Raw genomic sequence first — 14617 nt, forward strand, 5'->3', positions numbered from 1 at the left:
TTGTTTAAGTTTAAGATTAAATAAATTCCTGAATTCGTGGCGAAAAAACCTGTACAGCTTTTAAAAAAACTCTGTACCTTTGCCCCTTTGCAACTTTGAGCCTTAAAAATGAAACAAATCACTTCAATTCAAAATCCGTTTATCAAATCTTTGGTTTTACTTCAAGAAAAATCCAAAGCCAGAAAACAAACCGGAACATTTTTAATTGAAGGATTACGTGAAATTTCATTAGCCATAAAAGGAGGTTATGAAATCGAAACGGTTTTATTTTTACCAGAATTAGTTTCCGAAACCGAAATCAACAAACTAATTCGTTCGCCATTTCAAATAATCGAAATCAACAAGGAAGTCTATCAAAAACTAGCCTATCGCGATACTACCGAAGGAATTTTAGCGGTTGCCAAAAGCAAATCCTTAAAATTATCTGATTTAAAATTATCTGATAATCCATTGATTTTGGTTGTAGAATCTTTAGAAAAACCAGGAAATATTGGTGCTGTTTTACGCACAGCAGATGCTGCAAATCTGGATGCCGTTTTAATTGCCAATCCAAAAAGCGATTTGTACAACCCGAATATTGTTCGTTCCAGCGTTGGTTGTCTGTTTACCAATCAAATTGCAACGGGAACCACTTCAGAAATCATTTCTTTTTTAAAAGAAAAAAAAATCAATTTCTACAGCGCTACTTTACAAAATTCAACTTCTTATCACACTCAAAACTTCACTACTCCAACAGCGTTGGTTGTAGGTACAGAAGCAACAGGATTAACCCAGGAATGGCGTGATGAAGCCACTCAAAATATCATTATCCCAATGCAGGGCGAAATCGACAGCATGAACGTATCGGTTGCCGCTGCGATTTTAATTTTTGAAGCGAAACGACAAAGAGGGTTTTGATTGCAGATTTTAGATTTTAGATTTTAGATTTTAGATTTTAGATTTTAAAAATCGCTTTGCTCTTTTTTGGAATTTAGACTCGAGCGATAACGAACAAGTGAAGCAATTTAAAATTTGGATTTCTCAATTTTTAATGTCAGGCTGAGCGAAGTCGAAGCCCAATCCTACAGGAAAAAATCAAAAATCAACAATCTAAAATCAACAATCGTCCCCCCTTGCGTATGTTCAAACAAATTCTTATTTTTAGTACTTGAACTATGCCGTTATGACAGAAATTGATATTGAAAAAGAAAACAAAGCTATTGCGCACGAATACAAAGAATTACTTCGAATCAGCTACCAAACTTTAACCCCTGCTGACAAGAAATTAATTCGAAAAGCTTTTGATGTTGCCGTTGATGCTCACAAAGAACAACGTCGTAAATCAGGCGAAGCGTATATCTTTCATCCTATTGCAGTTGCAAAAATTGTTGCCTCAGAAATTGGTCTGGGTGCGACTTCTATTGCCGCAGCTTTACTGCACGATGTTGTCGAAGATACTCCTATAACTGTTGAAGATATCGAACGTCTATTCAACCCAAAAGTAGCGCAGCTTGTTGAAGGTTTAACGAAGATTTCCTTAGTTCAAAAAGATTTAAATGCATCGATGCAGGCGGAAAATTTCCGTAAAATGATCCTGACGCTGAATGATGATGTACGTGTAATTTTAATTAAACTCGCCGATCGCCTTCACAATATGCAAACGATGGATTCGATGGCAGAATACAAACAAACCAAAATTGCATCGGAAACACTTTATATTTACGCTCCCCTTGCCCACCGTTTGGGACTTTATAATATCAAAACCAAACTTGAAGATTTAGGTTTAAAATATACAGAACCTGCCGTTTACGATGATATCGTAAGTAAAATCAGGGAGACAAAAGAACAGCAGGATGCGTACATAAAAGACATTTCTGAAGTCATCAAAAAATCACTTGATGCAGAGAATATCGATTATATCATAAAAGGCCGTCCAAAATCTATTTATTCGATCCGCAGAAAAATGCGTGCACAAAACGTAAGTTTCGACGAAGTGTATGACAAATTCGCACTTAGAATCGTTTATAAATCAGATCCGCATGACGAAAAATTTATTGCCTGGAAAATTTATTCCATCGTAACCGATCATTACAGACCAAGCCCTAGCCGTTTACGTGACTGGATTTCATCTCCTAAATCAACTGGATACGAAGCCCTTCACATTACTGTAATGGGACCAAAAGGCCGCTGGGTTGAAGTGCAGGTGCGAAGCGAACGTATGGATGAAATCGCCGAAAAAGGATACGCTGCACATTACAAATATAAAAACGGCGCAACTGAAGAAAGTGGTTTGGATGTTTGGTTAAATTTACTTCGTGAAGCATTAGAAAATCCTGAAACCAACGCAGTAGATTTCGTAGAAGATTTCAAAATGAATTTGTATTCTAAAGAAATCTTCATATTTACGCCAAAAGGAGAAATAAAATCGCTGCCAAAAGGAGCCACCTCTCTGGATTTTGCTTTTAGTATTCACTCAGAGATTGGAATAAAAACCAGAGGTACACGTGTTAACGGACGTTTGGTTCCATTAAACCATGAATTAAAAAGTGGTGATCAGGTAGAAGTTATTACTTCAGCAAATCAAAAACCAACCGTAAACTGGCTGGAATATGTTACGACTTCGAGAGCCAAAAATAAAATCAAAAACGTTCTTAACGAGAACACGAAAAAAATTGGTGAAGAAGGAAAAGAATTACTGACCCGAAAATTAAAACATTTAAAAATCACGCTTAACGAACAAGTTACAAACGAGTTAGTTAACTTTTTTAAATTAAAAACCAGTTTAGATTTATTTTACCGCGTTGGAATTGGTGCTATAGAAAATCAACAGCTTAAAGATTACGCAGCACAGAAAGGAAATACGTTTATTAATTTCTTTAAAAATAAAATCAAAAGAAATAAAGACACTGCCATTTCTGAAGATATTCACAAACCCGTTATCAGCAGTAATTACGACATGCTGGTTTTCGGAACTGAACACGACAAACTGGATTATAAACTTTCGCAATGCTGTAACCCAATTCCAGGTGACGATGTTTTTGGTTTCGTAACCATTAACGAAGGAATAAAAGTGCATAAAAAAGACTGTCCGAACGCTATCGGGATGCAGTCAAATTATGCCTATAGAATTATGAGTGCCAAATGGATCGATTCTTCCCAAGAAGAATTTAAAGCCATCATCAATATTACCGGAATGGACGTTTTAGGACTTACCAATCAATTGACTCGTGTGATTTCAAATAATATGAGTGTTAATATCCAGAGTATTTCTTTGAGCACTGATGCTGGAATTTTTCACGGACAGATTGCTGTAATCGTTCAGAACAACACGATTTTAAAGAAAATGATCAATGCAATTAAGAAAATTGACGGTGTTGATAAGGTTACAAGAGAGTACAGAACCTAACTTTTTAGGGAAACTATAAGAATTTTGTAACGAAACTTTAAACCCGAAACTTTTATTCATTAAAAATAAAAAATTATCTTTGCCGGATATGACACTTATCTCAACTGACAACACTAAGAATCAAGAAATTGTAAAAAATGTTTTTACAATGTATCTTGAACAAAAAGGGCATCGCAAAACTCCTGAGCGTTATGCTATACTTCAGGAAATTTACGATAGCGAGGAGCATTTTGATATAGAAAACCTTTACATCAAAATGAAAAACAAAAACTATCGTGTGAGTAGAGCAACACTTTACAACACGATTGAATTATTGTTGGACTGCGCTTTGGTTAGAAAACATCAATTTGGGCAAAATCAGGCTTACTACGAAAAATCATATTTTGATAAACAGCATGATCACATCATTATGACAGATTCTGGTGAGGTAATTGAATTTTGTGACCCAAGAATTCAAACCATCAAAAAGACTATCGAAGAAATCTTTGATATCGAAATTACAAATCACTCACTTTATTTCTACGGAAACAAAAAGCAGAGTTCAAATTCATAGTCTGAACATTTAGACTTTTTCAAAAAATTAAAAAAAGAAAATTAACTACATAATCAGTAGGACAACTTAGATTGTCCCAACGCAAATTAAAACAGAATGACCGTAGATTTATTACTAGGATTACAATGGGGAGATGAAGGTAAAGGAAAAATTGTTGACGTTCTTACCTCAAATTATGATATTATTGCACGTTTCCAAGGAGGACCAAATGCAGGACATACATTAGAATTTGACGGAATTAAGCACGTACTTAGAACCATTCCTTCTGGAATTTTTCATAAAAATTCAGTAAATATCATCGGAAATGGAGTTGTAATTGACCCAGTAGTTTTCCAAAAAGAAATCGAAGGTTTACAAAAATTCAACCTTGATATCAAAAGCAAATTAATTATTTCCAGAAAAGCACACTTAATTTTACCTACTCACCGTTTACTAGATGCGGCTTCTGAAGCTTCAAAAGGAAAAGCAAAAATTGGTTCTACTCTTAAAGGTATTGGACCAACTTACATGGACAAAACGGGTAGAAATGGTTTACGTGTGGGAGACATCGAACTAGAAGATTTTAAAGAGCGTTACAGAGCTTTAGCGGATAAGCACGAAGCTATGATTGCTTTTTACGATGTTAATATTCAATATAACTTAGCTGAATTAGAAAAAGAATTCTTTGAAGCTATCGAAGAACTTAAAAAATTAGATTTCATTGACAGTGAAGAATACATGCACCAAGCTCAAAAAGCAGGTAAATCTATTCTTTGTGAAGGAGCTCAAGGATCTTTATTAGATGTTGATTTCGGAACATATCCTTTCGTAACTTCATCAAACACTACTGCTGCTGGAGCTTGTACTGGTTTAGGAATTGCTCCTAACAAAATCAAAGAAGTGTACGGAATTTTCAAAGCTTATGTTACTCGTGTTGGTAGCGGACCTTTCCCAACAGAACTTTTTGACGAAGTTGGTGCTACAATGGCAAGAGTAGGTAACGAATTTGGTTCTGTAACAGGAAGACAAAGACGTTGCGGATGGCTGGACTTAGTAGCTTTAAAATATGCTGTACAAGTAAATGGAGTTACTCAGTTAATGATGATGAAAGGTGATGTCCTTTCTGGTTTTGAAACTTTGAAAGTTTGTACTGAATATAATTACAAAGGACAAAACATTTCTCACTTCCCTTATAACATTGAACCAGAAAATGTTACTCCGGTTTACAAAGAATTTAAAGGATGGAAAGCTGATTTAACAGGATTGACAACTTACGATGCATTGCCAATCGAGCTGAAAGAATATATTGAGTTTATTGAGAAAGAAATCGAAGTACCAATCAAAATTGTATCGGTTGGACCAGACAGAAAACAAACAATAACAAAATAATACATTTTAAACGCTCTGATTATCAGGGCGTTTTTTTTGATTTTACATTATGAGAAAGAATCCTGAAATAGAAATAACAGAAAATAAATTATTATCTAACAACTGGTACTTGTTACACAAAGTAACTTTTAATTATAAAAAAGAAAATCAGCCTGTAGAATCTCATATTCGTGAAGTGTACGATCGAGGAAATGGAGCAGGTATATTATTATACAATACTGCTAAAAAAACAGTTATTTTAACGAGACAATTTCGTCTGCCAACCTTTCTAAATGGAAATAAAACGGGAATGATGATTGAAGTTTGTGCTGGGCTTTTAGACAAAGAAAATGCAGAGCAAGCTATTATCCGTGAAACGGAAGAAGAAACTGGTTATCGTTTAAGCAAAGTCCAGAAAGTTATCGAAACTTATATGTCTCCTGGATCTGTAACTGAGATTTTATATCTTTTTGTTGGCGAATACGACAAAAGTATGAAAGTAAGCGAAGGCGGAGGACTGGATGCAGAACAGGAAAATATTGAAGTTTTAGAATATACATTTGAAGAAGCTTACGCCATGATTGAATCTGGGGAAATAACTGATGCCAAAACAATTATGCTATTACAGCACGCCAAAATAAAAAATCTGATTTAGATTTTTTTTGAGTATTTTAGATTCATAAAACAATCTAAAATGCTCAAATCTAAAACAATACTAATTTTTCTTTTACCATTGTTTATTTTCTCGCAAAATGAAAAATGGCCTTCAGAAAAACTCAAACAAGATTTAAATATCTTTAAAGAAATAAGAGAAAAAGCCAATTCTGGATTGTATAAATACAGAACAAAACAACAGATTGACAGTATTTATTCTTGGGCATTCTCGCAGCTCGAAGAACCAAAAGAACTTATAGAATTCTATAAAATAATTCTTCAAATTACCGATTTTGAAGGAAGTCTGCACAATGACACAACTCTTCCTGATGATTTTGAAAAGAAACGTTCATCAGGAAATATTTTCTTTCCATATCCTGTAAAACTTATCAGTAAGAAGCTCATTATTAATTTTGAAAATTCAGAAATTCCGCTGGGTTCTCAAATTCACAATATTAACGGAATAGAAACTCAAAAATTACTGTCATCTCTCTACAAATACTACACGACTGACGGTTACAACATTACAGGAAAATCAATTGGAATTGGAGGTTCGTTTGCTAAATATTTCGAAATGGAATATGGCCCTCAAAAAAGTTTTTTAGTCGAATATTCGCTTCCTAATCAAACGCAAAAGCTGACCAAAACGATTGCTTCTGTTTCTAATGAAATCAGAAAAGAAAACTTCAAAAAGCGATTTTCACTTCCAATGGATAGTTTGCAATACGCTCGAGCAAAAGATAAATATTCTTTTAAATTAATTTCTCCAAACGCAGCGCTGCTTTCTGTGCATACCTTTGTAATTGGAAGAAATGCGAAAGACAAAATACATATTGCCTACAAAAAGTACTTAGACAGTTGTTTTCAATACATGTCTGAGCATTCTGAAATCCAAAACTTAATTGTAGACATTAGAAACAATGGCGGCGGAACTGATCCAAATGATATTCTTACCTTCTCTTATTTGACACAAAAACCATATCGTGAAAATGCTTCGGCGTATGTCAATTTTCAAAAAATACCATTTGCTAATTACTTAGTTTATGAAGAAACGGATGCAAAAAAGCAACAGGAAGAGCGAAAAGATTTTGAAGATGAATTACTTGAAGAATTCCCAAAACTCACTAACAAAAAATATCCTCAGGATAAAAAATTTAATCCAGTTTTACAACCGGATAAAAACACTTTTAAAGGCCAGATTTATTTGCTTATTAGTCCGAGAATCGCTTCTGCTGGATCGTTGTTTGCTGCTCTTGTAGCTGGAAATACAAATGCAATTGTTATTGGCGAAGAAACGATGGGAGGTTATTTTGGGCACAATGGCCACACTCCTATCGAATATGAATTGCCAAACACCAAAATCAAAACCCAATTTTCGATTGTAAATTTAGAGCAGGATGTTCCCAAAAAAGCCAATCAAGTCTTTGGAAGAGGAATAATTCCAGATCATGCAATCTCACAGACCTTTGAAGATTTTATGCAAAATAAAGATACTCAGTTTGAATATACTTTGAAATTAATTGATAAAAAATAATATGACTATCTGGAAAAAATTTGCTGAACATACAACTGGTACTTTTAAAGAAGGTCACTCTTCACACTCAGATTCTGTGGAAATTGAATATAAAAACTGGAAAATCGTATTTGATAATTATAGACTTTGGTCTGGAAAATACAGTGCAGAAATGACTAGGATTGTTGCTCCAATAACTTTAAAAGATAATTTCAAATTTGAAATTTACAAAGAAGGTTTTATTCGAAAAATTGAAAAAATATTTGGAGCACAAGATATAGAAATTGGTTATGATGATTTTGACAAAATGTTTACAATTAAAAGTAATAATGAATTTAAAATCAAAACATTATTGCGCAACAAAGAAATCAGAGATTTAATTTCATCTCAAAAAGATGTAAATATTCAAATATCAGATCAAAAAGGAATCTGGGAACAAAAACTTCCTGAAAATGAATTTGAATTGTCTTATTTTATAGATGGAGAAATTCTTGACCTTAACACATTGAATCAATTACTACAGCTTTTTAAACTAACCATAGATGCAATGTTGGAAATGAAAAGCATATAAATGAAAATCACGAAACCAATTTAAAAAATTATGTAACCCTTTTGAGCTATCATATATATAATTTTATCATTATAAAAATACGACCTATGAAAAAGTTATATTATACAGCAAATGCCCTACTTATATTAATGTTAGTTTTAGTCGTTTCATGTAAAAAAAGTGATACTATTAACTTAACAGACAATACCGCTGAAAAGGAAAAACCTAAGAAAACTATTGAATATAAAAAACCGGAATCTTCCGTTTCTTATCAATTTACAAAAGTGAAAGACTGGCTGAAAGCCAATGAAGCTGACAGCACTAAAATGGATATCGTTTCGGCTATAAACAGAGCCGACAAAACGAATCTTAAAAAACTGGATTCGGTGGTAATTCCATCTGATTTTAGTGGAGATTTGGTATATTATCTGCCATTTCCGTTGCATGTTTCAGCATTAGAAGAAGTTTCAAAAATTATTATTTTCTCATATCCAACCCAGACTTTTGCCGCTTATGAAAACGGTGAATTAGTCCGAACTGGTCCAACTAATATGGGAAGAAAAAAAGATCCTACTCCAACTGGATTATTTTTCACCAATTGGAAAGCAGAAAAAACAACCAGTACTTTTAATGACGAATGGGAATTAAAATGGAATTTCAATATTGAAAATAAAAAAGGAGTTGGTTTTCATGAATATGATTTACCTGGTTATCCAGCATCACATTCCTGTTTAAGATTATTAGAAAAAGACGCTAAATATTTATACAAATTTGCAGACGAATGGGTTTTAAAGGACAAAGAAAATGTAAAAGTCAAAGGAACTCCGGTAGTTGTTTTTGGAAGTTATAATTTTGACGGTCCAAAACCATGGCTTCAGTTAGCATCTGATCCAAAAGCATTAAAAATTTCGGAATCTGATGTCGAAAAAGAAGTAAAACCGTTTCTACAGGAAATTTTAGAAAATCAGACTGTAAGAGACACAGAACAAAAAACTACTTCTCTTTAAACACGAAAAATATCTAAATAAAACAGCCGAAACTATTTTAAGTTTTGGCTGTTTTTTTATTTAAACGAAACATTTTTTTATCATTCTATTGAAATGAATTTATTATTTTTGATTATAAAAATAAACTTACAATACAAAATGTCTAAAAAATTAATATTATTGTTTTTATTATCAGGTTTTTTCGCAATAGGACAAACCAAAAACAATTCAAAATCAGAAACCTATACCAGCCGAAAAGGGATTTATGAAATAAAGTACAATCCTGAACATTGGATCCAAAATCCTCAATCAGAAAATTGGGATGCTGAATTTCATGATAAGTACAATTTAGTCAATGCTTATTTTATTGAATATGATTATTTTATACCTGAGAAAAAACTCAAAAGCACTATAGAAGAGCAGTATAAAGAATATGGAAAAATTAAAAATCTAAAAATATTCAAGAAAAAACTAAATAATATTGAAGTAAATTACTTTACCTGTGAGTTAGATTATAATGATTTTTTATATAAATATCAGGGGTATATTTACAACGGAAAAGGCGGTTCGATACAATTGCAATATGGCGGCCAAGCCGAATCGATAGAACAAAATCAAAATACTATTAATGAATTGGATAACGGCATTTCAATTATTAATTAAATAAAAAAGGCGTAAAAAATTTACTTTTACGCCTTTTTTAATATTTATAAAACTAAAAATTATCTTGAATAATTTGGAGCTTCTTTTGTAATCGTTACGTTATGCGGATGACTTTCAGTGATTCCACTTGAAGTAATTCTAACAAAACGTCCAGTTTCTTGTAAAGTAGGAATATCTTTTGAACCACAATATCCCATTCCGGCACGAAGACCTCCAATAAACTGAAGCATACTTTCATTCAATTCACCTTTATAAGGAACACGTCCTACAATTCCTTCTGGAACTAATTTCTTAACATCATCTTCAACATCTTGGAAATAACGATCTTTAGAACCTGTCTGCATAGCTTCCACAGAACCCATCCCGCGGTATGATTTGAATTTTCTTCCTTCAAAAATAATAGTTTCTCCCGGAGATTCTTTTGTTCCTGCTAATAATGAACCTAACATTACACAGTCGGCACCAGCAGCAATTGCTTTTGGAATATCTCCTGTATAACGAATACCTCCATCTGCAATTACAGGAACACCACTTCCTTTAATGGCAGCAGCCACTTCAAGAACAGCAGAAAATTGAGGAAAACCAACACCTGCAACAATACGTGTTGTACAGATAGAACCTGGTCCAATACCTACTTTTACACCGTCAGCGCCATTTTCTACTAAATATTTAGCCGCTTCAGGAGTAGCAATGTTTCCAACAATTACGTCTATTTGAGGAAATTTTGATTTTACTTCTTTTAAAGTATTTACAACACCTTCTGTATGTCCGTGAGCCGTATCAATAATGATAGCGTCTACACCCGCATTTACTAAGGCTTCAGCTCTTTGAACTGCATCTCCAGTAACTCCAATTGCAGCAGCAACTCTCAAACGACCAAATGAATCTTTGTTAGCGATTGGTTTTTGAGTCAATTTTGTAATATCTCTAAACGTAATTAGACCAACTAATTCGTTTTTAGCATTTACAACTGGTAATTTTTCGATTTTGTGGCCTTGTAAAACTACTTCAGCTTGTTCTAGTGAAGTTCCTTCTGCAACTGTAACAAGGTTTGAACTTGTCATAACCTCAGCGATTGGTCTCGATCCGTTTTTTTCGAAACGTAAATCACGGTTTGTTACGATTCCTTTTAGGATTTTATTTTCGTCAACGATTGGAATACCGCCGATTCCGAATTCTTTCATTGCGTTTTTTGCGTCTGCAATAGTAGAAGTCATTGGTAAAGTTACCGGATCAATAATCATTCCTGCTTCAGCACGTTTTACTTTTCGAACTTTTCCTGCTTGTTGTTCGATAGTCATATTTTTATGTAAAACACCTATTCCTCCTTCTTGCGCCATAGCGATTGCCATTGCACTTTCAGTCACAGTATCCATAGCAGCAGATACGATCGGAACGTTTAATGTTATGTTTCTTGAAAATTTTGATTTGATACTCACTTCGCGAGGAAGCACATTCGAGTAGTTAGGTACTAATAATACATCGTCGTAAGTTAAACCTTCGCCGATAATCTTGGAGTTGTGTGCTATCATGGTGCAATTTCTAGTTGAATTGCGTGCAAATATAGTGAATAAATTGCTAACTTGAATACTAACTTATTCATAAATTTAACTTTACAGGAAATAACGCACAATTTAAATTCCGAAATAAAAAATCACAAATTCCAATTAATTCTAAGAAACAATGCTAAAATTGGAATTTGGAATTTCATTGTTGAAATTCTAATCCTTATCCTGAAAGACAAAATTGAGTCCGATTTGAAATGCAGCACTATTTGCCTTCGATATATCTTTATATTCTAATACATTATTGACTAAAGCGTAAATATTGAAACTGCCGATGGTTCCTGAAAGTCCCAAACCAATATTTTTGTTTGAAAAAGTATCGAATGTGTAAGTTGCTTTAACATCTAATTTTTCGAAAATATTTCTTTGATAAAAAGCAGTAAAAGCTGCTATGGGAGTTCTTGGAGCTGACATAAAGAAGAGCTGTCCGCCAACTGCATTTTTATATCTTTTCTTAATTTGTCCTCTACAATTACAATCTTCATCAGATCGATATTCTCCAAAAGAATACTGAAGTGAGGTATACATTTTAGTAGGTCGCCAGGTCGTGTATTTATTATGCAGCGTTTCTCGTGGAATGGCTTTATCAAATTCATCAAAAATATTTTCCGGATCATTATTCCCCATAAAATCTGGGTTTGCACCTTCATAATGATAGGTTCCTTTATACCTTACTGTTTCAATATCTTTAGATTGTTTTATAAAACCAAAATCAATAATACTGGCTGTAAACTGCAGATTGTCTTTAAAATAATAGGTAAGACCGGCGTCAACTCCCAATCCTAAACTACCATTAAAAAAAGTGTTATGAGCAATATCTGAAACAATATTTCCTTCGTATTCATCTTTTGTAAAAGTGGCAATTCCAGAAGTTTTCAATTCTAAATTAGATGAAATAGTTTGAGTATAAATATTGGGTGTTCCAGCGGTTTGACCAGTGTAAATGTATCCAGAGTTTTTAGTTGAAACAGCATTGGCGCCACTTGAGTAGATTTTAGCACGTCCGCCCAACACCAGTTTATCGCTTACTTTTTTATGAAAACCGACATGAAAAACGGATAATACCTCAGCTTTCAGACTTAAATCTCCCAGATTAAAAGATTTCCCTATGTAATCCCGGTTTCCATCTAATCCCATCAAAGCCAGATCTTTAGGCATAAACATAAAAAAATCAAATTCCTGATAAGCACCAAACGAAATATACGAACGACTTTCTTTACCTCCTATCCTGAATCCGCCTGAAAACAATTCCAATTGCTGATTTGTTATAACTTTGTCATTACGTGAAGATTTATTGACAACGTTTCTAACTTTATCATTGAAATCGACACCATTATCAGCAAATAAATCATAAGCTGAAAAACTGCTCGATCCTAAATTGGCAGAAATTCCAGATAATACCGGAACTCCAAAATAAAATTTATACGAAACATCGGCTCCCGGATTTACCATAGAAGCCTGCGGAATTGAAGTAAAATTATACAACACTTCTTTATTCTGTGCAAAACAAGAAAATGCGGCAAACAGCCATACAATTAAATAGGACTTTTTCATTCGATCACTAAATAAGCTGTTGCACCTGATCGTAATTTAAGACTTCCTGTACTATTTTGATTTAAAGGATGACCGGGCGCAATTACGATAGAAAAACCTATTTTTACAGTCTGCTTGAGGAGATCTAATCTTTGATTTTCAAAAACTTCTGTTGGATATTTTATAACATTTGGACTCCCTGCATATTCAGGTACAGTAAAAGAGATGGTTTCCAGAACATCATTATTAGCATTCATCAATAACATATTTACCGAAAAAGCTCTTTGAATAGTATTTTCTATTTCGACATCAAAGTCGGCACGTTTTAAGCGATTATTAAAAAACTTATCTTTAAAAATATCAAAATCACGAACGTCATAAATAACATTTGTTGTTCCATTATCTATAACCTTATTCGCCTGAATATCAAAATAGGCTAAATTGGCCACGATCACTGGTTCTAATTTCAAATCCTTGACCTGATCAAAGTCTAAATCACTTGAACAGGAAAAGAATAATAGAGGTAAAACCAGGATATTTAAAATTCGAAAGAAGTAAGCTTTCATGCTAATTTAGATTGAAATAGTTTATAACTCGTTTTATTACTAGTTATTGTCTAACATCAGTAAATATAACTATTTTTTAACGAATTTTCCTAACAAATTTTGAGTTATGCAAAATTACATTAGTTTAAGTATTCAATTCTAACCAATGGTGAATGCCTTCAATTTAACTTTTCAATCTTTTTAATGAAATTTTCCGAATACTTTTGAAGCTTCGTTGTAAGCACTTTCAAAACTTAAAGAATTAAGTCCAGTTGCTTTTTTATTGGCCGTAAAATAAGAAACTAATTTTTCTGTTGGCATATTTCCAGTCAATTTATCGGTTGCCATTGGACAGCCTCCAAATCCTTGAATTGCACCATCAAAACGAGTACAGCCAGCTTTTGCTGCAGCATCAATTTTTTCAAACCAAGTGTCTGGTGTTGTATGCAGGTGCGCACCAAACTCAATTTCTGGATATTTCGGAATTAAATTAGAAAACAAATAAGTAATAACTTCTGGTGTTGAACTTCCAACGGTATCAGAAAGCGAAAGGATTTTTACGCCCATTCCTGCAAGTTTTTCCGTCCATTCGCCCACAATTTCAACATTCCACGGATCTCCATATGGATTTCCAAATCCCATTGAAAGATAGGTTACAACTTCTTTATTTTTTTTATCAGCAATTTCCAGAATTTCTTCCAAAGTAATCAGAGATTCTGCAATCGTTTTATGAGTATTTCGCATCTGAAAGTTTTCTGATATGGAGAATGGAAATCCTAAATACTGAATGGCTTCGTATTCAGATGCAACTGAAGCGCCTTGAGTATTGGCAATTATAGAAAGTAGTTTGCTGGTCGTTTGAGAAAGATCAAGCTGTGCCAGAACCTCAGCCGTGTCTTGCATCTGCGGAATGGCTTTTGGCGATACAAAACTTCCAAAATCAATGGTATCAAACCCTACGCGAAGAAGCGCTTGAATATAAGTAACCTTGTTTTTTGTTGGAATAAACGTTTTGATACCTTGCATGGCATCTCGTGGACATTCGATAATCTTGATTTCTTTATTCAAAACTTTTGCTTTTGTAAAGCTAAGTTAGCTTCTTTTTTAAAGAAATAAAAATTATAGTCATTTTCGAGGTTGATTTTTTAAGCTTAATTAAAAATGCATTCCTTAATTCTGTAATAATATCAAATAGTATCGAAATACGTAATATTTATAACTATTACCTAAAAACGTAATAAATTAAAATATTACCAAAAAATGTAATAATTAAATTTATTACTTATATTTGTAATAGAAAATTTATATTTTTTTAATTATATT

13 protein-coding genes are annotated in these 14617 nt (G+C 33.2%); 9 read left to right on the forward strand and 4 right to left on the reverse strand.

The window, feature by feature from the left end; genetic code table 11:
• Window positions 1–108: 108 nt before the first annotated feature.
• From P2W75_RS12995 to P2W75_RS13035, 9 genes are all read left to right on the forward strand, one after another.
• A complete protein-coding gene (locus tag P2W75_RS12995; RefSeq protein ID WP_276380777.1) occupies window positions 109–897 on the forward strand; it encodes an RNA methyltransferase in 789 nt (262 codons plus the stop codon).
• 265 nt (window positions 898–1162) lie between these two features.
• On the forward strand, window positions 1163–3385 hold the full coding sequence (locus P2W75_RS13000; RefSeq protein ID WP_276380778.1) for a bifunctional (p)ppGpp synthetase/guanosine-3',5'-bis(diphosphate) 3'-pyrophosphohydrolase: 2223 nt from the start codon (window positions 1163–1165) through the stop codon (window positions 3383–3385).
• 88 nt (window positions 3386–3473) lie between these two features.
• On the forward strand, window positions 3474–3938 hold the full coding sequence (locus P2W75_RS13005) for a Fur family transcriptional regulator (RefSeq protein ID WP_207297185.1): 465 nt from the start codon (window positions 3474–3476) through the stop codon (window positions 3936–3938).
• Between the two features lie 96 nt (window positions 3939–4034).
• Complete coding sequence (locus tag P2W75_RS13010) at window positions 4035–5306, forward strand: adenylosuccinate synthase (RefSeq protein ID WP_276380779.1); 1272 nt, start codon at window positions 4035–4037, stop codon at window positions 5304–5306.
• A gap of 49 nt (window positions 5307–5355) precedes the next feature.
• Complete coding sequence (locus P2W75_RS13015; protein WP_276380780.1) at window positions 5356–5940, forward strand: NUDIX domain-containing protein; 585 nt, start codon at window positions 5356–5358, stop codon at window positions 5938–5940.
• 39 nt (window positions 5941–5979) lie between these two features.
• The gene (locus tag P2W75_RS13020) at window positions 5980–7473 is read left to right on the forward strand and encodes a S41 family peptidase (protein WP_276380781.1); all 1494 of its coding nucleotides are present in this window, start codon (window positions 5980–5982) and stop codon (window positions 7471–7473) included.
• Between the two features lies 1 nt (window position 7474).
• On the forward strand, window positions 7475–8023 hold the full coding sequence (locus P2W75_RS13025; RefSeq protein WP_276380782.1) for a hypothetical protein: 549 nt from the start codon (window positions 7475–7477) through the stop codon (window positions 8021–8023).
• 86 nt (window positions 8024–8109) lie between these two features.
• Window positions 8110–9009 carry a L,D-transpeptidase gene (locus P2W75_RS13030; protein WP_276380783.1) on the forward strand — a complete coding sequence of 300 codons (900 nt, stop codon included), beginning with the start codon at window positions 8110–8112 and terminating at the stop codon, window positions 9007–9009.
• A gap of 138 nt (window positions 9010–9147) precedes the next feature.
• The gene (locus P2W75_RS13035) at window positions 9148–9651 is read left to right on the forward strand and encodes a hypothetical protein (RefSeq protein WP_276380784.1); all 504 of its coding nucleotides are present in this window, start codon (window positions 9148–9150) and stop codon (window positions 9649–9651) included.
• 59 nt (window positions 9652–9710) lie between these two features.
• On the opposite strand, the gene guaB is transcribed toward P2W75_RS13035, so the two are convergent.
• The 4 genes from guaB to P2W75_RS13055 all read right to left on the reverse strand — a co-directional run bounded on the left by guaB (window position 9711) and on the right by P2W75_RS13055 (window position 14362).
• On the reverse strand, window positions 9711–11183 hold the full coding sequence (guaB, locus tag P2W75_RS13040) for an IMP dehydrogenase (protein ID WP_207297192.1): 1473 nt from the start codon (window positions 11181–11183) through the stop codon (window positions 9711–9713).
• A 189-nt stretch (window positions 11184–11372) separates the two neighbouring features.
• On the reverse strand, window positions 11373–12770 hold the full coding sequence (locus P2W75_RS13045; RefSeq protein ID WP_276380785.1) for a DUF5723 family protein: 1398 nt from the start codon (window positions 12768–12770) through the stop codon (window positions 11373–11375).
• The gene (locus P2W75_RS13050; RefSeq protein WP_276380786.1) at window positions 12767–13315 is read right to left on the reverse strand and encodes a hypothetical protein; all 549 of its coding nucleotides are present in this window, start codon (window positions 13313–13315) and stop codon (window positions 12767–12769) included. Before P2W75_RS13050 ends, P2W75_RS13045 begins: the two co-directional genes overlap by 4 nt.
• Window positions 13316–13495: 180 nt before the next feature.
• Window positions 13496–14362, reverse strand: coding sequence for a hydroxymethylglutaryl-CoA lyase (locus P2W75_RS13055; protein WP_207297195.1), 867 nt, complete (start codon window positions 14360–14362; stop codon window positions 13496–13498).
• Window positions 14363–14617: the final 255 nt, after the last annotated feature.

The organism is Flavobacterium sp. H4147, assembly GCF_029360735.1.
Classification (GTDB): Bacteria; Bacteroidota; Bacteroidia; order Flavobacteriales; family Flavobacteriaceae; genus Flavobacterium; species Flavobacterium endoglycinae.